The following is a 23,717-nucleotide window of genomic DNA, read 5'->3' on the forward strand; positions in this document are numbered from 1 at the left end:
AAGCGCAACACCAAAGCGTATAAGGTGTTGTAATGCATAAAGCAAATCAGTACGAGCAGTTGCAAGCTGAGGAACGTTTGGAGATTGCGAGCCTACGTCAACGGGGTTCTAGTATTCGGGCCATGGCCCGAATACTCGGGCGCTCGGCCTCTACCCTTAGCCGCGAACTCAGGCGCAATAGTTCTGTGCTTGGTTATGTCCCAGCAGCGGCGCACGCACTCAGTTCGGCCCGACGATCCAACAGTGCGGTCGCGCCCAAACTCGGGCCTCACAGCGCTTGCTGGAGGGTCGTCCTCACGCTGCTGGAGTGGCGTTGGTCGCCTCAGCAAATCTCTGGAGTCCTCAAGCGTATGTTCCCAAACGATCCGACTTTGCAGGTCTCGCACGAAACGATTTACACCACTATCTACGCCCACCCAGGCGGCGAACTACGGCGTCAACTCATTGCTTGTTTGCGTCGTGCTCATCGCGCCCGTATGTCGCGGACACGGGGTAGTGATCGCCGCTGGCAAATTCCAAATATGGTCAGCATTCACGTGCGCCCACCTGAAATAGAGGATCGCGTGATGCCCGGGCACTGGGAGGGCGACTTCATTAAAGGCGAAGGCAATCGCTCTTCAGTGGGCGTGTTGGTGGAGAGAACCAGCCGTCTAGTGCTGCTGGCTAAGATGGACGATGCCACAGCCGAATCTGCACTGGCTGGCTTCTCCGCCAAGCTCAACTCGATCCCCGAGCACTTGCGTCACAGCTTCACTTACGACCAGGGGCGTGAACTCTCACGGCATCAAGAACTTGCCGCTCAAACAGGCGTGAATGTCTATTTTTGCGATCCACACAGCCCGTGGCAGCGAGGAACTTGTGAAAATACCAACGGCCTGTTGCGCGAGTACTTGCCCAAAGGCACCGACCTTTCCGTCCATAGTCAGGCCGACCTCGACGTCATTGCAGACAGCTTGAACAACCGCCCTCGTGCTACGCATGCGTTTCATTCACCCTTCGAGGTATTTGCCGCGACACTAAAAGCAGCGGATCTCGCAACGTCATCTAAACATTAGACCAGTTGTTGCACTTCGACTTGAGACCGCCCATCTTCTGAGACTTACCCGGTACGACGGTAGCACCACCCCGGAAACCGTAGTTCAAAGCGTGCTCATAACTGACTGCGTCGGAAGCGAAGATTGCATTTGCCGATGCGCATACGCAACGGGGACGATCTTGAGGTTCATTAGCAAGGATTGCCGACGAAGCATCAATGGTTTTTGCAGGACGTCGGGGGATCCAGGCGAATATCATTGTTTGCTTTGATACCGCGAATTAGCACCAGCACATTAGCTGCGCCCTCGAGATGCCGACGAACGAATAATTTCCGCTAGCCACGGATAACGAATCGATCGAACGACGAATCCGGATCAGGGCCTATGAGCTTTGGCTCGCTGACGGGGCGATGGAAGGATGTGCAGATGAATACTGGCGTCAGGCTCGCGAAACGGTCGAGAAGGAAATCGAATCTGAGCGGATTGACCGCGAGCTCGGCGGCGGCGTCAACCCTTGATCGTTATATGAATGATTGGCAGGCCCCGCCACTTTGCACGGGGCGAGTCAATCATCTACTTCGCTTAGACCTAAGCCCCAGCCGTTTCAGCGGATACCTCCTGCTCTGCCAAGATGGTCAGTTTCTTGTCGGTCGCTTTTTCCTCTTCCAGGGTTTGATTCAGGAGCGTCATCGCTTCTGTATAACCTAGTTTCTTCGCGAGCGCGCACAACGTCCCGTAGGATGCAATTTCGTAGTGCTCTACTTTTTGCGCCGCACCGATTAAAGCTGCATCCAGCACAGGGCCCGCCTCGATCTCGCCGATTTCCTCATCTGCTTCCTCGATCAATCCTTCCATCGCGACACACTTGATGCGTTTCAATTTGATGCCAGTTGCTTCTACCGCCTGATCAATGCGTTCAATCTGCCCGTGGGTTTCCTCCAAATGCGCCTCGAATGCCGCCTTAAGGTTCGTGCTCGTCGAGGCCCGCGCCTGCTTCTTCAGAGCCTTGGTCAGTTGCTTCTCCGCGCTGTAGATGTCCGACAGGGCGTGAATGAATAAGTCATTTAACGTTTTCGCTGCCATGATTTTCTCCAATATTTTGAGGAAAGGTGTTTTATTACTGGGCTGTGACGCCCTTCTTGGCCGCAAGCTGCTGCGCCATCTTCAGGTGCTGTTTAATCGTTAGCAGAGCCTTCTGAGCGGCCTTTTTGAGGTCGGCGTTTTGCCCGCCGTCGGCCTCGGTTTGAAAGGCTGCTACGGCCTTCTCGTGCCCGTCGAGTCCAACCCCTTTGATATAGGCGGTGTCGAACGCTTTCCCATGAAGTCCGCTCAGTGAATTGAGGACGGCCATGTCGGAGTTGTCCTTTGGCACCGCCACGCCGTGCGGCGCCGCCATCTTCAAGGAGATCGCCAACTTCGTATGGTCCATTTCCATGTGGTGAGCGAAGCTTTTTACATCTGCATCCTGTGACTGCTTCGCGGCGAGTTTGCTTGCGTCTATTTCGGTAGAGCTTGACATGCTGGCCGCTTGTACGAACTCCTTGTCCGGCGACGGCAAGTCGTTAGCGGCGGTCGTACTCGCGGCTTGGGTTTGCGCGAAGGTCGCGCCAGCGGCGGGAAGCGCCAGAAGCGCAGCTGCGATAGGGCCGCGTTGCATAGATGAACTCCTTAGTTGATAAGTGTGCCGGGCTAACAGGAACGGAAGACGACGCCACCGCCACCCATGCAAACGCCATTCCACCCGTCCCGTTTCCACGCGGTCGTAGTTGTTGGTCGTCCAGGCACCCCGTTTGCACGTGCGAACTCGCTCACAGGCGCGCACAGCATTGCGAGAAAATGGTCAGAGGTGTAGGAGTTGGAACACGCTAATGCGGCAAAAATTAGTCGCTCATAGCGACTGGGCAATAGAACAGTCAGTGTCATTGAGGAGGGCCGACGGGCACCGGCACGGATTGACCGGAAACTTCGGCTGTAATCAACGCTCGGGGTCGCTCAATCCTTCAATCGAATGACCATTCGCTCCGCCGCTGAAGAGCACGTCGCCGGGCGGGTCGCGAGTTCCGTTTAGAAGTCGGCGAGAGCTCGTCGAGAATCATTCGATGAGATCGACATGTTTGGTGGCGAAATGGCACAAGGTCCACGGAAAAATTTCATGCAATCCAAAGCAGTTTTACAACCTGCAATCCCGGGTCGAGCGCTCGCCGATTTTAGAATCTACGCGTCGTATCGCGGCGTTCCTGGCCAGTTTTACGGCACGCTGAGGGTGGTGCGTTTGACCGATAAACGGGTCTTGTTCCCCTTCGAAGGTTGCCCGGAAATGGGCCCGTTCCTAGACCCTCAGTCGGCAGTCGATGCTGCGCAGCGGTATGGCGAACAGCTTGCATCAGGTGACCTACAGAATCCCGAGTGATAGCCAGGTTGGAGGTGGAGGATCGGTAGCGGGGCGCATCTCGTGGCGCTGAGCAGGGGCTCCGTCAGTGGGCGAACAGCGTGACCAAAGTAGCGACCCGCGACGGTGCCTGTCCCTTTTGGTAATAAGCGTCGAACTCGTGGTCGACGACGTGTCGGCGCAGTTCTGATTCGTCGAATGCGGTGAACGCAACAATAGCGACCTCTTTCGTACGCGCGTCACCTCTTAACGCTAGTGCCGCTTGGTAGCCATCGCAGTCCGGCATCGATATGTCCATGATGATCACGTGTGGCCTGAACTCAGTGGCGACAGACACAGCGGCATGTCCGCCAAATGCCGCCTCGCATTCCATCCCCTCGAGCGAAAGATAGGTCGCCAGCGCCTGCGCGGCCGAGACATTGTCGTCGACAACCAACACGCGTATTTTGGAAGCGCCGCGCCTCGCCCGGCGCGACGTCCAGACTGCCGCACGAGCGTTTCGATCTTCGTTTCCCATTCCATTGACCCTCCTCTTTTGCGTAGCTACCGAGCACCGGACATGCCTGGAGAACCTTTGTTTGCAGGAGCAAGGTCAAGTGTCGGCTTTTAACGGTCAACCGCCTATAGCTTCCGCGAGCCAATGCGCTGAGATGGGTGGCGGCCGCAAGATCAATGCGGCATATGGCTTGCTCGATGATAGTGCACGCGTCCGAAGGTGCAAAAAAACAGGATTTCTGACAGCTTCTACCGACACTCAGGAAGATATATGAAACTACTAACCACCCAAGACGGACTGCCGCGCCTTTCATGGGGTTCTGTGATTGCCGGGGTAATCCTCTCGTCTATTGTTTATCTCATGATGAGTGTGCTTGGTACCGCCATCGGAGCCTCGCTGCTCTCCCCGTTATCCCGGCCTGATCCTTTACACGGCTTCGGATTTGGGTCGGGCGTCTGGGCGATCGTCACGACGGTGCTGGCTGTCTTTATCGGTTCGTACTTTGCCGGTCGCTGCGCGCCGGTGCTTGGGTGGCTGCATGGACTGCTGTCGTGGGCCGTTATGACCTTGCTGATTGTCCTTGGAATGACCTCGTTGATCGGAGGTGCGGTGAGCACAGCCGGCAGCGTTGCGGCCGCGAGCGCACAAGTTGGGGCAACGGCCGCGAACCAATCCAACACCGACCCGTCGCTGGTTAATTCGGCCAAGCAGCGGGTGCAGGCGGCCGTTGCGTCAGCCGCGTCAGCGGCGTCGAGCCCTGATGCGCAGCAAGATGCGCGACAGGCCGCCGACACCGCTGCGCGAGGTGTCGCTCGCGCTAGCTGGTTTTCCTTCGCTGCCCTTATCGTGGGCGCCATCATCGCTATCGTGTCGGGGGGCGCAGGATTCCGTCATCAGCCTCCTTTTGAGGACGCCGGCGGCTCCGCCGTTGGGAACGATGCCGTTCCCGCGCGTAGCCGCGTGACACGTCCAGGCAGCGGACGTCTGTGAGTTTGACCGTAGGTCGGCCGAAGCAATCGCTTCGGCTTTCTTCTTTGGAGCACACCGATGGCACAGAGTGCGAAGCCAACTTCCGCCAATCCCCCGCCCTCAGATGGCGTTCGCGCCGACGAGATTCAGATTGCCGCAGTTCAGGAAGAACTCGAAGTGGGGGTGAAAACGACCGAGACAGGCGCTGTCCGGATTCACAAGATCGTGCATGAGGAGATGCAACCGATCCCTGTGAGCCTTCGAAGTCAAACGGTTGAAGTCAAGCGCTTCACCGTCAACCGCCCGGTAGAGCACAAGTTCGAGCCCCGACAGGAGGGCGATACGCTCATCATCCCTGTCTTTGAATACGTCCCAATCATCACGATGCAGCTGACCTTGAAAGAAGAGGTACACGTGACGACCACCGTATCTCAGCAGGAAGTTTTTCAGAACGTGCTCGTAAATAATGAAGAACTGGTCGTTGAACGTCGGTCCGGCACGGATGGAGAGTGGCATCCGGAAAAAGATGATCCCTTTGATCCCTTTTAGCGCGCCTCAGGAACGGCGGTTGCAGGAATCTACCCTCATGCAATTCCCTGACTCAGTCTCTTCGACTCAGTCCCTTAGTCACACACTCCCCGGCCGTCGATGGCCTTTCCTCGCTGGAGCTACCGCAATGACACAAACGCTTATTGGTCTATTTAATTCTTTTGATGACGCTCAGAACGCCGCAGACCGTTTGACGCAGGAAGGCATCGCCCGGTCGGACATCAACATCCATGCGCAGGACGATGCAGCGGCAGCGCCAGATGACTCTTTTGGGACCGTCGACCCGGGCACGACACGAACTGTTGGCACAGACCTTCCTACCAGCGAGACGCGGGACCACGCTACAGGGGGCATCGCCCACTTTTTTAAACGTTTGTTCGGCGATGATGATGCGTCCGAAGAAGTGAATCACTACCACGAGTCTATCCGCCGCGGGCATGCGCTGCTGTCAGTGGATTTAGCAGACGAGTCGCAAGTTGACAGTGTTCGTGCCGCGCTCAATGACGCAGGCGCCCTCGATATCGATGAACGCGTGGCGCAGTGGAAGAGCTCCGGCTACAGCGGCTACGACAGCGGCGTTTCTGCCTATACGGCGGACGAAATTGCAGCGGATCGCCAGGCGTTTCCCGTCGTTAAGGAAGAACTCGCAGTGGGCAAGCGCGAAGTATCTACGGGCGGCGTACGGGTCTATTCCCGGCTGACGGAAACGCCGGTCAGCGAGTCGGTGAACCTGCACGAAGAGCACGCTTCGATCGAACGCCGCCCAGTTGACCGCCCGGCGACCGCCGCGGATTTGAAGGAAGGCTTTGTCGAAGTGCGCGAAACTTCGGAAGAGCCGGTGGTTGCAAAAACCGCACGCGTGATCGAAGAGGTCGTGGTCGGCAAGGAATCAACCACTCGAACCGAGACGGTAAATGACACTGTACGCGGCACAAACGTCGAGGTCGAGCGCGTGGCAGGGGAAGATCCCCAGCTGCGCCCGGACGCGACCACAAAGAAGACTCAATAAGAGGCTTCGCCTTATCGTATCGGCGGCCGTCGGGCCGCCGATACGTTTGCAATCCGTTCCCGACAACTATCAAGTTATCAAACAATAGACTGGCTGAAACGAGCGGCCGCCAGTGCGGCAAAAAGAGCTTTTTTCATCCGTCTACACAACCCTTTTGAACTGAGCAGGCAACATTATGGACTTCGAATCGCTCGGAGCGTCCCCTCGCATAACAACGATGATCAAGCTCGATCACACGCATGTACTGGCGGCTTTTCATAGGTACCGGGCAGACGCGCCACGATGGCGCAAGGCAGCACTGGTCAACACTATCTGTGCTGCCCTCGAGATCCATGCACAGCTCGAGGAGGAGGTTTTTTACCCCGCACTTCGCGCTGCAAACCCGACCGCGATCGCGCTTGATAAAAGTGTCCCGGAACATAATTCGATGCGTGAAAGCATTGCGACTCTTCGTGAGATGGATCCAGACGCAGCTACATACGACGACACGCTCATGGAGTTGATGCGTGAAGTTCTTCATCACGTAGCTGATGAGGAAACAATCTTACTGCCAATGGCCGAAGATAGCCTCACGCACGATCTTCGGCGCTTGGGCGCCAGGATGAACACTCGCCGCGCGCACCTCGTCGCCAGCCGTCCGGCCGAACTTGCGATTAATAGCGCTGGAGCGTTTCCCCTTCTTACAGCGTCGCTGGTAGGCGCTGCGGCACTGGCGGTGTTGTCGGCTCTGCGAGCCCGCCCGCGCGCACCGCGTGATGTCCAATGAAATCAGCCTTCATTTTTGATCTCGATGGCACGCTCATCGATAGCGTCTACCAACACGTGATCGCGTGGAGTGAAGCGCTGGATAGCGAAGGGCTGAGCCTGCCCGTCTCCAGAATCCACCGCAAGATCGGCATGAGCAGTGAGCTATTCGCGAAGCAGCTGTTACGAGAGGTCGGCGATCACATTGATACGGATCGCTTCAAGCGTATCAAGAATAGACAGGCAGAGGCGTTCGACCGGCTGAACGGACAGATTCAGCCCCTCCCGGGAGCGCGTGAGCTTCTTGCGGCATTGACTGCGGCCGACATACCGTGGGCAATCGCAACCAGCGGCAGTCCCGAGGCGACAGCTTCCAACCTGGGAAAGCTAAGCCTGGACGCGTCGAAAACATCGGTACTCACGGGTGACGAGGTCGAGCACGGTAAACCCGAGCCGGATCTGTTCCTGAAGGCCGCCGAGCGTTTGGGCGTTTCAATTGAGCGCGCATACATCGTTGGCGACAGCATATGGGACCTGCTCGGCGCTCGTCGATGCCATGCGTTGGGAATAGGACTGACATCGGGTGGTGTTGGGGAAGAGGAACTACGAGGAGCGGGTGCGATCCGCGTGTACAGGGATCCCGCCGACCTCCTGGACCATCTGGATGAGTTGGCGACGCACCCGAAGTGACGGCGGCGACTGGAGGCAATTCGCGACGAGCAATGGTTTCGGCAACAGCGTAGATGTGGGGGTGGTTTTGGGGCACTTCTCGAAGTGCCCCACTTTTTCGATTGCGAATCTGGACGGCCAATCGATTAAGGCAGTCAATCACCGGCCTGCGAATCTGCTACGGTTTGAGGACAACCTTGATGCAGCCGTCTTCCTTGTCGCGGAATGTCTTGTACATGCCCGGACCGTCTTCCAGCGGGACCGTATGCGTGATCACAAAAGAGGGATCGATCTGGCCCTCCTGGATTCGATGCAATAAATCGTCTGTCCATCGATTCACGTGCGTTTGGCCCATCTTCCACGTCAAGCCTTTGTTCATTGAGGCGCCAAATGGAATCTTATCGATCAACCCACCATAGACACCTGGGACCGACAGAATGCCTGCGGGACGGCATACGTAAATCATTTCCCTCAGCACGTGCGGCCGGTCGCTCTCCAGCATGACGGCCTGTTTGACGCGGTCATACATCGCATCGAACGATCGTGTGGCGTGAGATTCCATACCCACCGCATCAATGCACTTCTCCGGCCCCTTACCGTTGGTCAACTCCTTCAATCGGTCAAGTACGCTTTCCTCATCAAAGTTAATCGTGATGGCACCGCCCTCCCTTGCCATCGCCAGCCGCTCGGCCACCCGGTCGATCACGACAACCTGCTTCGCCCCGAGCAGCACGGCACTGCGAATCGCCATCTGGCCCACTGGCCCCGCGCCCCATATCGCAACAGTGTCGTCAGGCTGAATATCGCAATTAATCGCCGCTTGCCACCCTGTTGGGAAGATGTCACCTAAAAACAAGACCTGCTCGTCGGTCAGACCATCAGGGATTTTCACGTGAGTTGTGTCCGCCATGGGTACGCGAACGTATTCCGCTTGCCCGCCGGCGTAGCCACCGGTCAAGTGAGAATACCCAAATAGGCCAGCAGTCGTGTGTCCGAACACTTTGTCAGCCTTCTCCTTGTTGCGATTGCTTCGCTCGCACACGGAGAAGTTTCCGCGCTTGCACTGGTCGCATTCACCGCAGAATATCGTGAAGGGAATGACGACTCGATCGCCCACATGAAGCGCTTTGTTATCGTTACCTACCTCGACTACTTCGCCCATGAATTCATGGCCCATGATGTCGCCGCTTTCCATCGTAGGCATGAAGCCATCAAACAGATGCAGGTCAGACCCGCAAATCGCGCAGGTCGAAACCTTGATGATAGCGTCGCGCCCTTCCTCTATGGTGGGATCCGGAACTGTGTCGCACCGGATATCGTGCTTGCCGTGCCAGCGAAGCGCTCTCATTTTTAGCTCCTGAATAACGATGTGCCGAGGCTCGTGCGGAAAGGGCCCGAAGAATCGCTCGACCTATCTATTCAGCAACCACTATTCCACACGTAGTTATACGGGTGTTCGTCGGCATATTCATCGCATGACCGAACGCCGCGGTGTTCGACAATTGCGTCCGGTCGGCCGAAAGTGCAGCGAGAAGGGGCAAGTTTTCGCATGGCATGGTGCACTCCGATTGTAGGAAACCGCACGTTCTCTACGTTTTATCAGGGCACACGCATCACTCACATGCTGCCGCTCACACCGTCTCGTTGAACCGGTTGAACCGACGCTTCAAGGCGTGTACGCCACGAATCAAATCGTCAAGGCTCAAAACGCAAAGTACGCACCGGTCGGATGATCGTTTGCAAGTTCACGGCCTGGGGCCGTCGCAGCCGAGTCATAGATTCCAGCCGAGGTCACTGAATCGGCGGAATTGAACCGAGCTTTTGCGAAAGCAGCCGTTCGTATACGCCAAAGTTCAGGTCAACTTCCCTCTGCTCGACTGCACTCACCGTCATCGTCACCTGTTCCGGCAACAGGCCTAGTACGGTGGCCATGGCAACTTCTAGCTGCGCGACACAACGCCGATCGTCGGGCATCGTGGTTCCCACGAAAACGTCGTAGGCCTTGTCCTGGTCGCGATAGACCACTTCAACAAGTCTTGCTCGAGCACTCATGTTGTTCTCGATGGCTAGACGCGCGACGTCGGCCACCGTATGGAGGGTCTCGGTGGGAAAGCCGCGAGTCGCACGCAAGCGGACCCGGTGTTTGCCCAAGGTTTTCCAGTCGGTTTCAAATTCCATAGCACGCTCCGGTTATCTGGTCTGTCGATGCGGCACCCGCAATCAGTGTCCACGATCGGTGTCCACCATTCGCGGGCGCCTCCAGGCACTTAGTCAACGCTCACTTCAATCCGGCGCGGCCGTGCTTCTTCACGGCGCGGAATGCTGAGCTTAAGCACGCCGTCGCTGAGATTCGCATCGATCTTCGATATATCGAAGTCAGCGCTTAACGAGAACGCCCGGGCAAAGCGCGGCTCACGAATCTCCGCGTGATGCAGGCGCAACCCGTCGGGCGTGTCGATCGACGCCTGGGCTTCAATGAACAGATTGCCATCCTGTACGTGGACGTTCAACCGGTCCCGCGATACGCCCGGCAGGTCGGCCCACAACGTGATGCCATGCGCGTCCTCGTGAATATCGACGGCTGGAACAATCGCGGGACCCTTTTGCGCCTGGGTGTCTCCATTGCGCGCGACAGTGCCGGTATTGCGTTCGGCGAGCTGGGTCTGGGTGTTCATGATGCTCTCCTCGAAGGATGTGACAGGTTGGTCATTGAATTGCAATAGCGCGCGGGCGCGACGTCTCGCGCTTGCCGATACTGATCGTCAGGCAACCGTTGGCGTAGCGCGCCTTGACGTTGTCCGGGTCGGCATCGCGCGGTAACTCGATTGCGCGACGGAAGGCGCCGACAAAACGTTCTTGCGCATAAGAACGTCCGTCCGACTCGGATTGCACACGCGTACGCTCGCCACTGATGGTCAGCAACCCCTTGTCCACGGTCAGTTCCAGTTTGGCCGGATCGATGCCTGGCGCAAACGCGACAATCTCCACGGACTCGTCCGTACTGCCGAGGTTAATTTGCGGAAAGCTACTTAGCCGTGACGCGCGGATGCTTGATGGCAGGCCGGTGAACAACGACGACATCTGGCGCTGAAAACGGTCGAGCTCATCAAACAGGCTGTTGTGGAAAAGAAGGTCACTCATGGCTGCTATCTCCCATATTGCGGCAGTAGACGAACCGGCATACGCGCTCCAGTCCGTCTGCCCAAGCCTCAGACAAACCAATCGAAACACGCAGCGCGAACACCGCGACTGCTTACGGAATCGAAAATAGGAGATCGTGGAAAAATTTCAAGAGAGTCGAACAAAATTTTGGCTCTTTTGAAAACTCAGTGGGTAATGCGGCTCAGCGGGCATGCGCGTTGAACGCGGCGAAGTTAAGTTTTCCGGCAATGAGAAACAAGACCGTGCGCATGGTTTCAAAGCGTGCATATCCACGAGCCTTGCGCTTTGCTGCCTGAAACAGGCCGTTGATGGCCTCGATGAAACCGTTGGTCTGACGGGTCTGGGTCCAGGCAACGATTCCATCGAAATGTCTGCGAACCAAACGCACGACATCCTTCATGGGCTCGACCTTGGAGCGCATGACGTTGGTGCACCACTGGTGCAGCATCTCGGAGACGACGTTGATTTGTTTGCGCTCGAGAATGTCGCGCAATTGTTCTCGGTAAAGCCAGGCGCGCGCGGTGCGATTGGTTGTGTACTGACTGACCAACGCCTCAAGGTCAGTCAGTTGCGCGAGGTTCAGTTTGTCGGCGTCCTTGAGCAACGTCCAACGCATGCCTTTAAGCTGAGGGTCGAGTTTCTGCTGCTGCCGACGTACTGCGTCGAGCGCTTTGGACGCGTGGGCGACGACGTGGAACTTGTCAAAGGTAACTCGCGCTTCGGGGAGATGTTCATTGACGCCCTTGATGAAAGCCGGCGACATGTCGATGCTGACCGAGCTCACTTGCTCGGGCGAGCCGCCGTGTTCGCTTAGGTAGGTGGCCAAGCGCTCTATCGTGCTGGCATCCTTGCATGTGGTGACGAACACGACCCGCCGCGCCTGCATGTCGGCGACCAGCGTCAGATACTCATGACCGCGACGGTACGAGGTTTCGTCAATCGCCACCGCCGTCACACCCGACAGGTCGGCCGCCGCGAGTGCCAACTCCACATACCGCGAACAGATGGCATGTACTCGATGCCACGACAGATTGACCGCGCGTGCAACGGCGGCGAACGGCATCTGCTGCGCGAGCATCAACACGAGCGCCTCGAACAACAATGTAAAGCCGCTGAGCTGGCCCACCCAACCTGGCTCAACCAAACGCACTGAACCATCGGGCAGGCGCACCCTGGGCACCCGCACTTCGAGGAAGCACTCGTGCTGGAAGAAATTCAGATGCCGCAGGCGCTTGATTTGCGTGTCGTGCACGGGATGCTCGCCGGCAACTCCGGCATAGCCAAATCGGCTGCCTGCAACGAAGTCAACGGCGATGTTGAGCTGCCGCTGAGCAGCATCGAAGTCAACACTTCGGACATACCAAGGAGCCGTGATACCGAGGGCGGATTCGAACAATTGATTCGTCATAGCTGATTGGCTTTAAATGGGTGATTCCCCCATTCTGCCGCAATCACCCATGACTCATCTTACTGGGTGAGCGCGCCTCAAGGGTTCGCTGCGCCGGGCTCACGCCCGCCCTTGACCCGCCAAACCCACCCACTCCAAATTCAAAAGAGGCAAAATTTTTTATCGGCTTTTCCGAAAGCAATCACCCATCAACTCGCTCGCCCCGTTCTATGCCAGGTACGGTGTTTGCATTTCCGATGCTAATGGGTCGAGCCGCTAGAACAGAGCGGACACCGCTACTAGCAGCGGAACAGGCAAGGCCTTGAAATCCGAATTTCTTGCACTACCGCTCGACCGTCGAGACGCGGCACCTAAGGTTCAGTAACGACTATCGCCGGGTGCACGCGCTGTATTCGGAGAGCGCATCTGGTACCTTTTTGGCGGTTTGAATTTCGACACCGTACGCCTCGAAGAACAGAATGTACGCTGCTACCAAAACAGGCTCGCCATCGACAAAGAGCCATCGCTCCCGCTTGACAGTGGACATCGGGTTTCTCACCATTGCCGAGTTACTTTAGCAATTCGAGGACCCATCAGCATCATACGAACTACATAGGGGGTAATATGGAATCGACAATTATTTCTTAAAAACCTCTTTCGGGGCACATATGCGACTGGCTGACTTCATCATGCGTGATATGGAAAGCATCCTAGGCCAATGGGAGGCATTCGCTGCCACGCTGCTGCCGGCAGCAGCAAATTGAAATCACTCGCATTGCGGGACCATGCGCAACAAATTCTGGAGGCGGTGGCCGCAGACTTGTCCTCTGCCCAAACTACGGAAGTTCAACGCGTCAAAGCGTTGGGACGAGCCGCAAAGCTAACTGAAGCCTCGGAGACGGCGGCGCAAACACACGGCCATCTACGTGCGCATAGCGGATTCGAAATCAACCAACTTGTCGCGGAGTACCGCGCACTGCGGGCAAGCGTCCTTCGCCTTTGGATGGACGAGTGTCAGCCTGAGGCACCCCATTCGGACGACATCATTCGATTTAACGAGGCCATCGACCAGGCGCTGGCCGAATCGGTGAGTTTTTTCAGCGCCCAGGTGGACCAAGCCCGTAATCTCCTACTTGGAATGCTGGGGCACGACATGCGAAGCCCCCTTCAGGCGATCCAAATGACCGCGGTGCATCTGGCGGCGCTGAACGCTGGGGACAAAGTATCGCAAGCCGCTTCTCGTATGATCCACAGTGGCGCTCGCATGCAAGCGTTACTGGACGACATGCTTGATTTCAATCGAACCAAACTAGGTTTGGACATCGATATTTCTCCGACTAACGTTGACTTGGCCAGTCTGTTTGCCGATGAACTGAACCTGGTGCGAGCAGCGCACCCAGATCACGTGATAGATCTGGCGATGGTGGGAGACTCTCAGGGATTTTGGGATGGTCGGCGGTTGCAGCAACTGCTCGGCAACTTGGTCCTGAATGCGATCAAGTATGGATCGCCAGACTCGCCGGTTCAGGTGATTGTGACTGCGGCGGAAGAGGAAGTTCGTTTCGAGGTCAAGAATTGCGGGGTCGCCATTGAGCAACAAACCTTGAATCGGATCTTTGAGCCTCTACGGCGAGGCCCGGATCAAGAGCGCAAATACGACGTGGACGGCAATCTGGGACTCGGGCTGTATATCGCCCGCGAGGTTGCCAAGGCCCATGGTGGTGACGTGGAAGCCCGGTCTGATGAGGCAGAAACGGTGTTCACCGTGCGCCTGCCCCGTCATCGGTAATACATGGTGCTTTCGTCGCCAACAGAGTGCCTGCAACCGGCGCGAAGAGTCGAGGAGATTGAAGCGCCTTTGCGCACCTGCTGAACAGCGGACCGCAGACTGTGCGTCAGTTGCTCGTTCCATTACTTGTGGACCCACCCGCGCCAGCCGTGCCCGGTTTCGCGCCTGTTCCGGTACCCATTCCACCACCGGGGACCGTCTTACCCGGGGCGGTCATAGCGCCACCCGTAGTCCCAGCTTGGTTTGGTGTAGACATCCCTACCCCTGAACCGCCCGCACCGCCATTCCCCGCACCGCCGCCGGCCGACCCGCCACCCGATCCAGCGCCTCCGCCGGCACCAGCCCCGCCACCCGCGCCTCCACCTCCACCAGCACCCGCTCCGCCGCCGCCTGCTTGGGCGTATACGCTACACGACAACCCGAGCACCATGACTGAAAATAGAAGTTGCTTAGCAAATGTTTTCATATCGCCTCCTAAGGCATTAGAGCTTGGGGCGCGATTTTTCGGCCCGTGCAGGGAGTAGTGCAAGTAGCGTGCCCCTGAGGCGGTACCGATGGCGAACGCGACATTTCTGCCATGGCCTGTCGGACGTGCATGGGATGCGCCCAGGGCGGCATTCGCATTGCTAAAGAAAGGTGACCTGTCGATCAACCCACAGGGAATGCCGAAAGCCCATGGACCTCGTCACCGAAGAACCGCTCGCGGATTCGCTTAGCTCGATTTTAAGAAACGTTTCAGGACGTCGCTTGATGAAGTCTTCGCCATCGACCGCCTGCACCCTAGTCAGGAAGTGGTCATCCGCAATGTGCTGCGCCGTGCCGGCACCCTCGCGATCAACTCCCGGTGCTGTATTTGGGCGGCCTTACGCTGGCGTTCCCGCCCTTGATCTCGCTATTAAAGGACCAATTAGATAGGCTGCTTGATGTCGATACCCACGGGGTGTCGGATTCGTCTGCTTTCCCACGCACGCGAATCTGAGGGTGTGGCAGGCACGCATAAATTGTCATGTTTGGATATGTGTGTTTCAGGCACCATCTTTGCGTGAACAGACTGCCCCCTATCGACCAGTTTGACGCCAACCACAGCTTTGAGCGCGATGTGCGCACTCGTGAACGTCCCGCTAGACGCTGCCTATAGGCAATTTATTGACGTTGGATTTGGAGACTGTTATGCCGAACCTTACCGAAGATGATATCCGTTCGAAGGCCTAGGAACTGTGGGAACAAGCAGGTTGTCCAGACGGCGGCGCTGAAATTTATTGGGCGCAGGCTCAAATGATTTTGGGCGGCGGAGAAAACGCGTTGCCGTCTGACTCCCCCGCGAGTTTTGATTCGTCTGAGGAGCGCCCGGTCGAAGACGATGCGGCGGATAAAACCCCCAATAGCGTCCGTCCTCAACATTATGACATGCGATCTCAGTAGGCTCACTCAGCATCGTACATCGATAACTTTGCCCTTGAGCGCCATTGGCGCGTGAAGGGTTGACTCCAGGCCAATGTGAACCAATCCCCTCTGAAGATCGGAATCCTGACACACATAAAACATCCGATTCGCGAGCCTTTCGCGGGCGGCCTCGAAGCATTCACCTATGACATCACCCGGCAATTCAGGCGCCGTGGCCATGAGGTCACACTCTTCGCCCACCCCGACTCGGCCGCCGAGCTGAAGGTCACGCCTATGGCGCCTGTCGGCAGTTATCGGAGCGATGCACAAAGACACGCGCACGATACGCTGAGCTCGGATTTCATTGCTGAACACCACGCGTATCTGGCATGCCTGCAGGAGATCGATGACTTCGGCTTCGATGTCATCTTCAACAACGCTTTGCATTACGTGCCGGTCACCATGTCGGGAATGATCAGTACGCCGATGCTAACTGTCCTTCACACGCCGCCGTTCTTCGAAATGATCAATGCAATCGCTGCGCAATATAAACGCGGCGGCGGTCATTACTGCACGGTCTCTCGCGCCAATGCGAAAGAGTGGGCCGAACTGACGCCCGATTGTCACGTCATTTCAAACGGTATCGACCTTCAGCAATGGCGGCCAGCGGATGGACCCGTCGGTGCGCACGCGTTCTGGTACGGCCGTCTGGTAGCCGACAAAGGCGCGCATCTTGCCATCGATGCTGCCCGGCTCGCCGGCGTTGCACTACGCATTGCAGGACAGGCCATCGATCCTGCGTACTTCGCGCAAGAGATCTTGCCTCGATTGAGCGACGATGTGGTCTATCTGGGCCACCTGTCGCGGGCTGAACTTGTCGATGAGGTCGGACGTGCAAGCGTCTGCCTCGTGACGCCGCGATGGAATGAGCCATTTGGACTCGTAGTGGCTGAGGCGATTGCGTGCGGCACGCCGGTCGCTGCATTTTCTCGCGGCGCGATTCCTGAGCTTCTGACGACGGGCACCGGCGTCCTTGCTATGGCGGACAGCGTCACCGCACTGGCTGCCGCATTGCTCAGCGCCCGGACACTCGATCGCGCTGCTTGCCGGCGTCATGCACAAGCGAACTGGGGTATCGACTTGATGGTGACCCGCTATGAGGCTTTGCTGGCCAGCGTGGCTCGCGTGAAGATTCCCGACTATGGCTAAAGCGATGATCGGTTACTACGCCCACCATCACGGAGCGGGCCACGTCACGCGTGCCTTGGCAATAGCGGCCCATTTGTCCGGGCAGATGACGCTATTCGGCAGCAGTCTGCCGAGCGAGACCGCGCTTGAAAACGTAACGTTGCGCCACTTGCCGATGGACTACGACGAGAAGACCGCTATCGACACCCCGGCTGGCCTTCACTATGCACCGCTGGCCGTGGACGGTTTGCGTGATCGCATGGGCGCGATGGTCGACTGGTTCCGGGAGCACTGGCCGTGTCTTCTGGTCGTCGACGTATCAGTCGAGGTCGCGCTGCTTGCACGGCTTTGCGGCGTGCCGACGGTCTACATTCGTCAACGCGGTCGCCGATTCGACGCTGCCCATTCCCTGGCTTACGCTAGTGCGAGCCGTTTGCTCGCGCCGTATCCAATACAGCTCGAAGAGCCGGATACGCCCGCTGGATGGGCGCATAAAACAGACTACGCCGGATCGATATCGCGCTTCAGACGATCGTTTGCTTCGTGTCAAATCAGACCTCATCACGTGACCGTCATCACGGGACACGGCGGCACAGAATTGACCTTGACGCGGCTAATCGCAGCGGCGCGACGGTGTCCCGAGTGGCAATGGACTGTGCTCGGCCCGATAGCGGACGATGCGGCCATTCCATTGCCCGCGAATCTGCACGTGCAAGGCATAGTCGCCGATCCTCTCCCGTGGCTTGCCTCGGCGCACGTCGTTGTCGGCTCGGCTGGCGACAGTCTGGTCAGTGAGATCGCCGAACTGCGCTGCCGGTTTATCTGCGTGCCCGAATCGCGGCCCTTCGACGAGCAGCAGTCTGTTGGCGCACTGCTTGCCGATGCCGGTCTGGCGGTTCATTGCGCGGTCTGGCCGACGGCCGAATCGTGGCCATTCCTGCTCGATCGTGCAATCCGGCTCTCGCCCGCGAAGTGGGAGTCGTTCGCGGACGGTCATGGCGCAAGGCGCGCCGCGTGCGCCATTTCGCAGGCTGCGCAGGAGTCTCTGCCATGAACCTCTTGAACGTGTTGACGCTGGTACATGGGCGCCGTGCCCACCTCGCCAACCTGATCCGCGGCCTTGAACAGTCGACCGTCATGCCCCGCGCGCTGGTTATCGTGCAGATGAACGAAGCGCCCTTTCAATGGGCGAGTAAGCATTTCCCGATCATCCACCGCGCGATTGATAGCGGCGATGATCAATTACCTCTCGCCGCCGCACGCAATGCGGCGGTCGATCATGCACCGGGCGATCATCTTGTCTTCCTGGATGTGGACTGCATTCCAGCGCCCAATCTTCTGGCCCGGTATCGCAAAGTGCTCGTTCGGCCAGAGAACGTGTTGTACCAAGGCGAAGTTTTGTACCTTCCGCCGGGCGCGGCAGATGAGAATACGCAGCCTGAAATCCTCGCGCAGAAAGGCGTGCCCCATGCCCTCCATACGGGTCGCCATGCAGGGGAAGCCGTGCCGCATGCGCTCTTCTGGTCACTCAATTTTGCATGCCGGCGCGAGACGTTCGAGCATGTCGGCCGATTCGATACGCAGTATCGGGGATATGGGGCCGAAGACACGGACTTTGCTTTCCGTGCGGCTGCGGCCGGCGTGCCGGTCGAATTCGTGCCGGCACCCGCGTTCCATCAATTTCATCCAAGCTTCGATCCACCGTTGAACCACCTTGCGAGCATTGTCGCGAACGCGACGCTTTTTCGCGAACGCTGGGGAGCCTGGCCAATGGACGGTTGGTTGAGACAATTTTGCGAAGCTGGGTTTATCGAAATGGACGAGAAGAAAATCGTACTGCGTCGAATGCCGACGCGCGACGAGATTAGCTCGACCCTACGTGAGTGCTGAGCCTCCGCTACCTCTTAGTGAGGCCGCGTGGAGCTTCAGATGCTGCGAACGAAACAGCCCAATTAGACGCGAACCTTTTTCGCCCGAAAAGAGCAAATGGAGTAAGAACTTTCCTCCGTTTTATCCGATTTGACTTCGGTGTCGCCACAATGCGCGATTAACTATCTCGCGAGCGATGAGGAGCCTAACTGATAGCCCGCGCGACCGACGTCCGCATCGCAACTACGTTTTGCGATGTGGACGTCTTCCCGCGTGCAACTGTTGGATAAACTGCTCAAGCTTAGTGACGTCAGCAGGCTTAGGTACATGTGCGTCGAAACCCGCTCGCAAGGCCGCCTCTCGGTCGGCGTTCGACGAGTAGCCTGTTATTGCGACAAACAAGGTCGCCGCAAAGCCGTCGAGACTTCGCAGAGCCCGGACAAGGGCATACCCGTCCATACCCGGCAGTCCTACATCACTCAAAACGACGTCAGGTATTAACGTGCTTGCAAGAACTAAAGCTTCTGCTGCGGAATATGCCACAAAAGTTTTGTACCCCGATATCTGAAAGTACATGGCCATCGCATCCGCGGTGTCGCGATTATCGTCCACAACGAGTACCGACAGCCCAACTTCGGGGATGGAGTGCTCAGGGGATCGTGGAGCCGCGGCGATGCTCGACGCTGAGGACTGCTGCAAGGTCAGCGTAAATTCGCTGCCTCTTCCCAAGCCGTCACTTCGGGCCGTTAGCGCGCCCCCGTGGAGTTCAGCCAGTCGGCGCGAGAGCGTTAGCCCAAGGCCCATCCCACCGGCGGAGCGAGCCGATGACCGACGCGTTTGCCGGAACAACTGGAAGATATCCTCAATGTCTTTCGCCGCTATCCCCACTCCGTTGTCCCGCACGATAATGGCGACGTGCGGCGCGTCCACACTTGCTGTCACATTAATGCGCCCGCCTGGCGGGGTATACGTCGCGGCGTTGCGCAGTAAATTAGCCACGATGAGCGGACATTGCACGGCATCCGCATCAACATATAGCGTCTCATCAATATTTATCGTCAGCTCGTGGCCGCGTCTGCTGAAATCCGTCTGACACAATTCGACTGCTTGGTTGAGCATGGTCTTCACTTGAGTCGCTTCCAACGCCAAGTTAATGGCGCCGATTGACACAAGCGATGCAGACAGTAAATTATCAACGATCTGGCTCATATAGCGGCTATGACGACGTAACACCTCCCTCGCCCAAGCGCTCTGCGCATCTGTCGCACCGTCCCGGTCCAGGACCTCTACCGCGGCATTAATTGGCGCGAGCGGCGCGCGCAATTCATGCGCAAGCATGGCTAAAAACTCATCTCGGTTGGATGCTGCGGCCTCAAGACGAAGATTGGCATCGGCGAGTTCGCGCGACAGGATACGACCCTCCAAGTGACTGACAACATTAGCGGCCAACGTGCGTAACGCGTCGAGTTCTTCCTCCGTGATGTCATGGGGTAAGTGGTCGATAACGCAGAGCGTACCGAGCGCCACACCGTCAGACGTTTTGAGAACAACTCCGACATAGAAAACTACGGCACGCTCACCAGTCACTTGTGGGTGGTTGCTAAATCGAACATCCTCTTCAGCGTTGGGAATGAGCATAACGTCGCCGTTCAGCAATGCTTCGGCGCAAATCGACTCGTCGCGCTTTGCATGCTTGCGCTTCATGCCCCACGCCGACTTGCACCACTCCCGGGCGTCGTCGATAAAATTTAACAGAGCAATCGGAGTCCGCAGCATTTGAGCTGCCGTTTTGGTGATTGCATCGAAGTGCGATTCTGCAGGCGTATCTAAAATTCCGAGCGCCTGCAAACGTTGCAGTCGATAGGCTTCATTTCGATGGACGGCAAGCGCCATTATGGCAAGGTCCGATATTTTGTTTCACAGACGGAGGTGTCGGTGCCTCCCCTATTCTCAATAAGAATCTCAGCAAGAAGAGGGCCCGATGAGGCTCGTATTGCCGTAAATAAGGGCAGCAACACGGCGGCCTCCTTCGGCCGTACAAACACTTTTTTAGTCACGCGGATTAACGATACTCGCTCGTGGTTCCGTACGAACTACGTACGGTGCTCGCGCTGGCCGCGTACCTATAGCGTCACCTGGTTGCCGCTCGCGTGATTGCGAGCGCTACCCGAAGGAGGCTGCTTGCACGATCGAGTTTGGTTTTAGACGTGCGATTCACCGGGTCGCGAAACTTAGGTGCTCCCCGCAGCGCCCAGTTTATATAATCCGGTATAGGAATAACTTTGGCTAAAGAACCATGCGAAAACTCACACCCGCCGGCCAGCAATTGATCGAAGAAATCGCCCAGCGGCATGGGTTCAGCACGGGTGCTGTGACGAGCATGCTGGAGTCTGTGATTCGCGGTAACGGCAGTATGGCCCAATTCGGGCATCCCGAATTTGGTGGTTCTGGCCAGTGGATGTACGGTGGCATGACCATGATCTCCGACATGTTCAACAACAACCTGAAGGACCAAGTTCATGTGCTCTGTTCCGAGCTTTCTGAGCTGATAGCAAATCAACCCGAGTTGGCTCTCAGCGGCAGCTTCCAGTCGCGGAGCCAGGATAAACAGCAGCGGCGCAATGATGGCAGTGGCCAGCGACACCAGCAGAGCGCAGGTTGCGCTGGCGGCAATCAGGAGCAGCCTGCAGCGGGACCGGTCGGGTCGGTGGGCCTTTTCGTTCCGGCAGCGCCCGCGGCCTCGGGCGACTGGTGGCCCCCTGATCTGGGCAGGCCCAACAGCACCGGCGCGCAGAATAACCTCCGCTATGCCTTTTTCGCACAGCCCCGGCGCTTAGCGATCGAAGTGAACGGCAAGATGACGGTGTACGATACGCTCACTCACCAGATCGACGGCTTCTCACAGCAGCAGTCCAGCGGCGCATCCCTCGCATTTGCTAGCTCGCACGGCTTGGTTAATATTGCCAGCCTCCCGGTTGTCTCGACAGACGGGGCTTCGCAGACTGAGTCGCTGCTGACGCAGGAAAAGCCTGTAGGCACTCAGTCGGTCGCCGGCGAGGCAGATGTCTTCGTTACCATAGATAAGCTCGCTCAGCTGCACGCGAAGGGCATTCTTAGCGATGACGACTTTGCCGCCAAGAAGAAGGAGCTGATGGGCCGTTTATGAGCGTCTCGGCCTCGCGGCGCACTTGGGGCACGATTTCTACTGGCTGAAATTTCCATACATCTCTCGCGCGGCCCCAAGTCTCGCTCGCCCCATGTTGGTCCGGAAAGAGTGCGCATGACGCAAAAGCGACGAGCTCATCTTTGTTTCAGAACAACCTTACTTGATTAGTGTCCGCTGTCAGCCTGTACTTGCTCGCCTCGCGAAATGCGGAAATCAACGACTTGTTAGCGGAGACGGGATTTCAATGACCGAATACGTGAGTGACGCGCTGATCGCCGCGCTTTTTCCGCCAGATGCGGGCGGCTCTGGAATATTGCGCATCGCTGGGCCTCTACGGGTTGATGCGACAATCGACGCGAGCCGTATCGATTGCGATGGAACCCGGCACCTCGTTGCTTTCATTTTTCTCGTTCACCACGAATTGCGATAAGCAAGTTCAGTGCAATCGTCATTCCCATGAAGGGCTGGCGCTAGTCAGCACCAAATTCGACCCCGAGTAGCGCCTGGTAGTCGCCCTCTTTCGCTTTACGGATCGCTCGGCATAGGCGAGTGATAGGCCCATTCTGGCGGATATCGGCGATCGTACCGACAGCATCGAGCGAGAGCGTTTCCACGATGATGGGCTTTTCCAATTCCCGCCCCTCAATGTTAGGTCCGTCAGTAAAATCTATGGGCGAGTTCTGGCTCAGGAAGTTTGCCAAGTACGTGATATAGCGAGAGTTCCGTCATTTTGAAGGTGCGATATCCATAGGCTTTTCTCATAGTGACTTTGGCTTTGTTGTTCAGTCCCTCAACGATGCCACTGGAGAACGCCTTTCGCGCCCGGAAATAGTTGAGCAACAGCTCTCGATGGGTGCGTACTGTGCGAGCGAATTTCTTGAGCGGGTCGATGCGCGAGCGCATGACCTCGCTGCACCACTGATCCAGGAATTTGCCTGCCCATGCGGGTGACTCGTAGTCCCAGAATTGCTGGAAGTATTCTTTGAAGAGGTAGGCCCGTACGCTCTTGAGGTTATAGCGCAGCACCTCACGCAGCTTGATGCGCTGGGAGTCGGTCAGGTTCCCCGGGCGCTTGAGCAGACACCAGCGCGACTTCTTAAGCACCGGCTCGTAGCCGTCCTTGACCAGTTGGCGTGCTTCGCCCGCACGGACCTCGTCGATGGCAAGATTGAGTTTAGCGACGATGTGAAAGCGGTCCAGAATGTTCAGCGCCCCTGTGCAATGCAGTTTGATCATGTCCAGATAGGGTTTCCACATGTCCGAACACACAAACTCGATGCCCTGCGCCAGTTCCGTGCCGATCATATCGAAGAACTTCTGGAACGCTTCTTTGGTGCGCTTCTCGCCCACCCAGAGCAGGCGCGTGCAGCCCGCCTCGATCTGGTAGACCAGTGTCAGATACTCATGACCACGACCGTAGGCGATTTCGTCCACGCCGATGGCCCGGATATGCCCCAGCTCGCGATGCTCCAGACCCCATTGCACGACATAGGCCACGGCCTGTTGGACCTTCTCCCAACTGGTGTGGAAGGACTGTGCCGTGTCCTTCCATGAAAGCTTGCGCGCCCAGTGCGCCAAGTACAGCATGTACGCCCTGGTCAACTGGTGCTTGCCCATTGCCCAGGGCACCTCCTCTACCTTGACCCCACATCGCCTGCATTCCACGCGCCTCATGCTGTACAGTAAAAACACCGCAAAGCCCCAGATCGGGATGAACTCGAAGCGGCGTTGGGGCAGTTGGTCGTAGCCCCTGGCGGGTTGATGGCATCCTGAGCAGCACGCTCTGGAGCCTTTGCGCGGGCGCACATCGATCTCGATAGTATTGCTATGCATGCACAAGCGCGCGGTACCGTAGACGAAGCCAGGGAAATGGTGGCAGGCATTAAGCAGACGAGTCAAAAGCATGAGCAACAA

General features: G+C 57.4%; 24 protein-coding genes and 1 pseudogene. 14 read left to right on the forward strand and 11 right to left on the reverse strand.

Annotated features, from left to right (window positions below; all coding sequences use genetic code 11):
* Positions 1-32 precede the first annotated feature (32 nt).
* Both ACMX25_RS39080 and ACMX25_RS39085 read left to right on the forward strand, forming a co-directional pair.
* A complete protein-coding gene (locus ACMX25_RS39080) occupies positions 33-1,055 on the forward strand; it encodes an IS30 family transposase (RefSeq protein WP_414948293.1) in 1,023 nt (340 codons plus the stop codon).
* A 347-nt stretch (positions 1,056-1,402) separates the two neighbouring features.
* Entirely contained in the window at positions 1,403-1,552 is a 150-nt protein-coding gene (locus ACMX25_RS39085; protein ID WP_414955202.1) for a DUF2934 domain-containing protein, read from the forward strand.
* Between the two features lie 70 nt (positions 1,553-1,622).
* Here the strand turns inward: ACMX25_RS39085 and ACMX25_RS39090 are convergent, their stop codons facing one another.
* Entirely contained in the window at positions 1,623-2,117 is a 495-nt protein-coding gene (locus tag ACMX25_RS39090; RefSeq protein WP_414955184.1) for a YciE/YciF ferroxidase family protein, read from the reverse strand.
* A gap of 34 nt (positions 2,118-2,151) precedes the next feature.
* On the reverse strand, positions 2,152-2,691 hold the full coding sequence (locus ACMX25_RS39095) for a DUF4142 domain-containing protein (protein ID WP_414955203.1): 540 nt from the start codon (positions 2,689-2,691) through the stop codon (positions 2,152-2,154).
* A 453-nt stretch (positions 2,692-3,144) separates the two neighbouring features.
* Between ACMX25_RS39095 and ACMX25_RS39100 the strand changes: the two genes are divergently transcribed.
* A complete protein-coding gene (locus tag ACMX25_RS39100; RefSeq protein ID WP_414955185.1) occupies positions 3,145-3,444 on the forward strand; it encodes a DUF6723 family protein in 300 nt (99 codons plus the stop codon).
* 64 nt (positions 3,445-3,508) lie between these two features.
* Here the strand turns inward: ACMX25_RS39100 and ACMX25_RS39105 are convergent, their stop codons facing one another.
* Complete coding sequence (locus ACMX25_RS39105; protein ID WP_414955186.1) at positions 3,509-3,940, reverse strand: response regulator; 432 nt, start codon at positions 3,938-3,940, stop codon at positions 3,509-3,511.
* A gap of 249 nt (positions 3,941-4,189) precedes the next feature.
* On the opposite strand from ACMX25_RS39105, the gene ACMX25_RS39110 reads away from it, so the two are divergent.
* From ACMX25_RS39110 to ACMX25_RS39130, 5 genes are all read left to right on the forward strand, one after another.
* The gene (locus ACMX25_RS39110) at positions 4,190-4,909 is read left to right on the forward strand and encodes a YrzE family protein (RefSeq protein WP_414955187.1); all 720 of its coding nucleotides are present in this window, start codon (positions 4,190-4,192) and stop codon (positions 4,907-4,909) included.
* Between the two features lie 57 nt (positions 4,910-4,966).
* Complete coding sequence (locus ACMX25_RS39115) at positions 4,967-5,437, forward strand: YsnF/AvaK domain-containing protein (protein ID WP_414955188.1); 471 nt, start codon at positions 4,967-4,969, stop codon at positions 5,435-5,437.
* 127 nt (positions 5,438-5,564) lie between these two features.
* On the forward strand, positions 5,565-6,446 hold the full coding sequence (locus ACMX25_RS39120; protein WP_414955189.1) for a YsnF/AvaK domain-containing protein: 882 nt from the start codon (positions 5,565-5,567) through the stop codon (positions 6,444-6,446).
* Between the two features lie 217 nt (positions 6,447-6,663).
* Entirely contained in the window at positions 6,664-7,212 is a 549-nt protein-coding gene (locus ACMX25_RS39125) for a hemerythrin domain-containing protein (RefSeq protein ID WP_414955190.1), read from the forward strand.
* Positions 7,209-7,880 carry an HAD family hydrolase gene (locus ACMX25_RS39130; protein WP_414955191.1) on the forward strand — a complete coding sequence of 224 codons (672 nt, stop codon included), beginning with the start codon at positions 7,209-7,211 and terminating at the stop codon, positions 7,878-7,880. Before ACMX25_RS39125 ends, ACMX25_RS39130 begins: the two co-directional genes overlap by 4 nt.
* Before the next feature lie 157 nt (positions 7,881-8,037).
* Here the strand turns inward: ACMX25_RS39130 and ACMX25_RS39135 are convergent, their stop codons facing one another.
* The 5 genes from ACMX25_RS39135 to ACMX25_RS39155 form a co-directional block, all read right to left on the reverse strand.
* Positions 8,038-9,207 (reverse strand): zinc-dependent alcohol dehydrogenase, encoded by a 1,170-nt coding sequence (locus tag ACMX25_RS39135; protein WP_414955192.1) that lies wholly within the window; start codon positions 9,205-9,207, stop codon positions 8,038-8,040.
* 443 nt (positions 9,208-9,650) lie between these two features.
* Positions 9,651-10,037 (reverse strand): hypothetical protein, encoded by a 387-nt coding sequence (locus tag ACMX25_RS39140; protein ID WP_414955193.1) that lies wholly within the window; start codon positions 10,035-10,037, stop codon positions 9,651-9,653.
* An 89-nt stretch (positions 10,038-10,126) separates the two neighbouring features.
* Entirely contained in the window at positions 10,127-10,534 is a 408-nt protein-coding gene (locus ACMX25_RS39145) for an Hsp20/alpha crystallin family protein (RefSeq protein WP_414955194.1), read from the reverse strand.
* Between the two features lie 31 nt (positions 10,535-10,565).
* Positions 10,566-11,000: an Hsp20/alpha crystallin family protein gene (locus tag ACMX25_RS39150; RefSeq protein WP_414955195.1), complete on the reverse strand. Its 435-nt coding sequence runs from the start codon at positions 10,998-11,000 to the stop codon at positions 10,566-10,568.
* 202 nt (positions 11,001-11,202) lie between these two features.
* On the reverse strand, positions 11,203-12,429 hold the full coding sequence (locus ACMX25_RS39155) for an ISL3 family transposase (protein WP_213767873.1): 1,227 nt from the start codon (positions 12,427-12,429) through the stop codon (positions 11,203-11,205).
* A 647-nt stretch (positions 12,430-13,076) separates the two neighbouring features.
* On the opposite strand from ACMX25_RS39155, the pseudogene ACMX25_RS39160 reads away from it, so the two are divergent.
* The 5 genes and pseudogenes from ACMX25_RS39160 (at position 13,077) to ACMX25_RS39180 (ending at position 18,658) form a co-directional block, all read left to right on the forward strand.
* Positions 13,077-14,197: pseudogene (locus ACMX25_RS39160) on the forward strand (sensor histidine kinase).
* 1,215 nt (positions 14,198-15,412) lie between these two features.
* Positions 15,413-15,619 (forward strand): DUF2934 domain-containing protein, encoded by a 207-nt coding sequence (locus ACMX25_RS39165; RefSeq protein ID WP_414955204.1) that lies wholly within the window; start codon positions 15,413-15,415, stop codon positions 15,617-15,619.
* A 75-nt stretch (positions 15,620-15,694) separates the two neighbouring features.
* Complete coding sequence (locus tag ACMX25_RS39170) at positions 15,695-16,789, forward strand: glycosyltransferase (RefSeq protein WP_414955196.1); 1,095 nt, start codon at positions 15,695-15,697, stop codon at positions 16,787-16,789.
* Complete coding sequence (locus tag ACMX25_RS39175; RefSeq protein ID WP_414955197.1) at positions 16,782-17,822, forward strand: hypothetical protein; 1,041 nt, start codon at positions 16,782-16,784, stop codon at positions 17,820-17,822. The genes ACMX25_RS39170 and ACMX25_RS39175 overlap by 8 nt, the downstream gene beginning before the upstream one ends.
* On the forward strand, positions 17,819-18,658 hold the full coding sequence (locus tag ACMX25_RS39180) for a glycosyltransferase family 2 protein (RefSeq protein WP_414955198.1): 840 nt from the start codon (positions 17,819-17,821) through the stop codon (positions 18,656-18,658). Before ACMX25_RS39175 ends, ACMX25_RS39180 begins: the two co-directional genes overlap by 4 nt.
* Positions 18,659-18,880: 222 nt before the next feature.
* Here ACMX25_RS39180 and ACMX25_RS39185 read toward each other — a convergent pair whose 3' ends face one another.
* A complete protein-coding gene (locus tag ACMX25_RS39185) occupies positions 18,881-20,530 on the reverse strand; it encodes a hybrid sensor histidine kinase/response regulator (RefSeq protein WP_414955199.1) in 1,650 nt (549 codons plus the stop codon).
* Between the two features lie 403 nt (positions 20,531-20,933).
* On the opposite strand from ACMX25_RS39185, the gene ACMX25_RS39190 reads away from it, so the two are divergent.
* Positions 20,934-21,803, forward strand: a complete 870-nt coding sequence (locus tag ACMX25_RS39190) for an SHOCT domain-containing protein (protein WP_414955200.1) — start codon at positions 20,934-20,936, stop codon at positions 21,801-21,803.
* A 470-nt stretch (positions 21,804-22,273) separates the two neighbouring features.
* Here the strand turns inward: ACMX25_RS39190 and ACMX25_RS39195 are convergent, their stop codons facing one another.
* Complete coding sequence (locus ACMX25_RS39195) at positions 22,274-22,435, reverse strand: hypothetical protein (RefSeq protein WP_414955201.1); 162 nt, start codon at positions 22,433-22,435, stop codon at positions 22,274-22,276.
* A 25-nt stretch (positions 22,436-22,460) separates the two neighbouring features.
* The coding region (locus ACMX25_RS39200; protein ID WP_414950301.1) for an ISL3 family transposase at positions 22,461-23,717 on the reverse strand (1,257 nt) is incomplete at its 5' end.

This window comes from Caballeronia eucalypticola (genome assembly GCF_047608185.1).
In the GTDB taxonomy this organism is placed as follows: domain Bacteria; phylum Pseudomonadota; class Gammaproteobacteria; order Burkholderiales; family Burkholderiaceae; genus Caballeronia.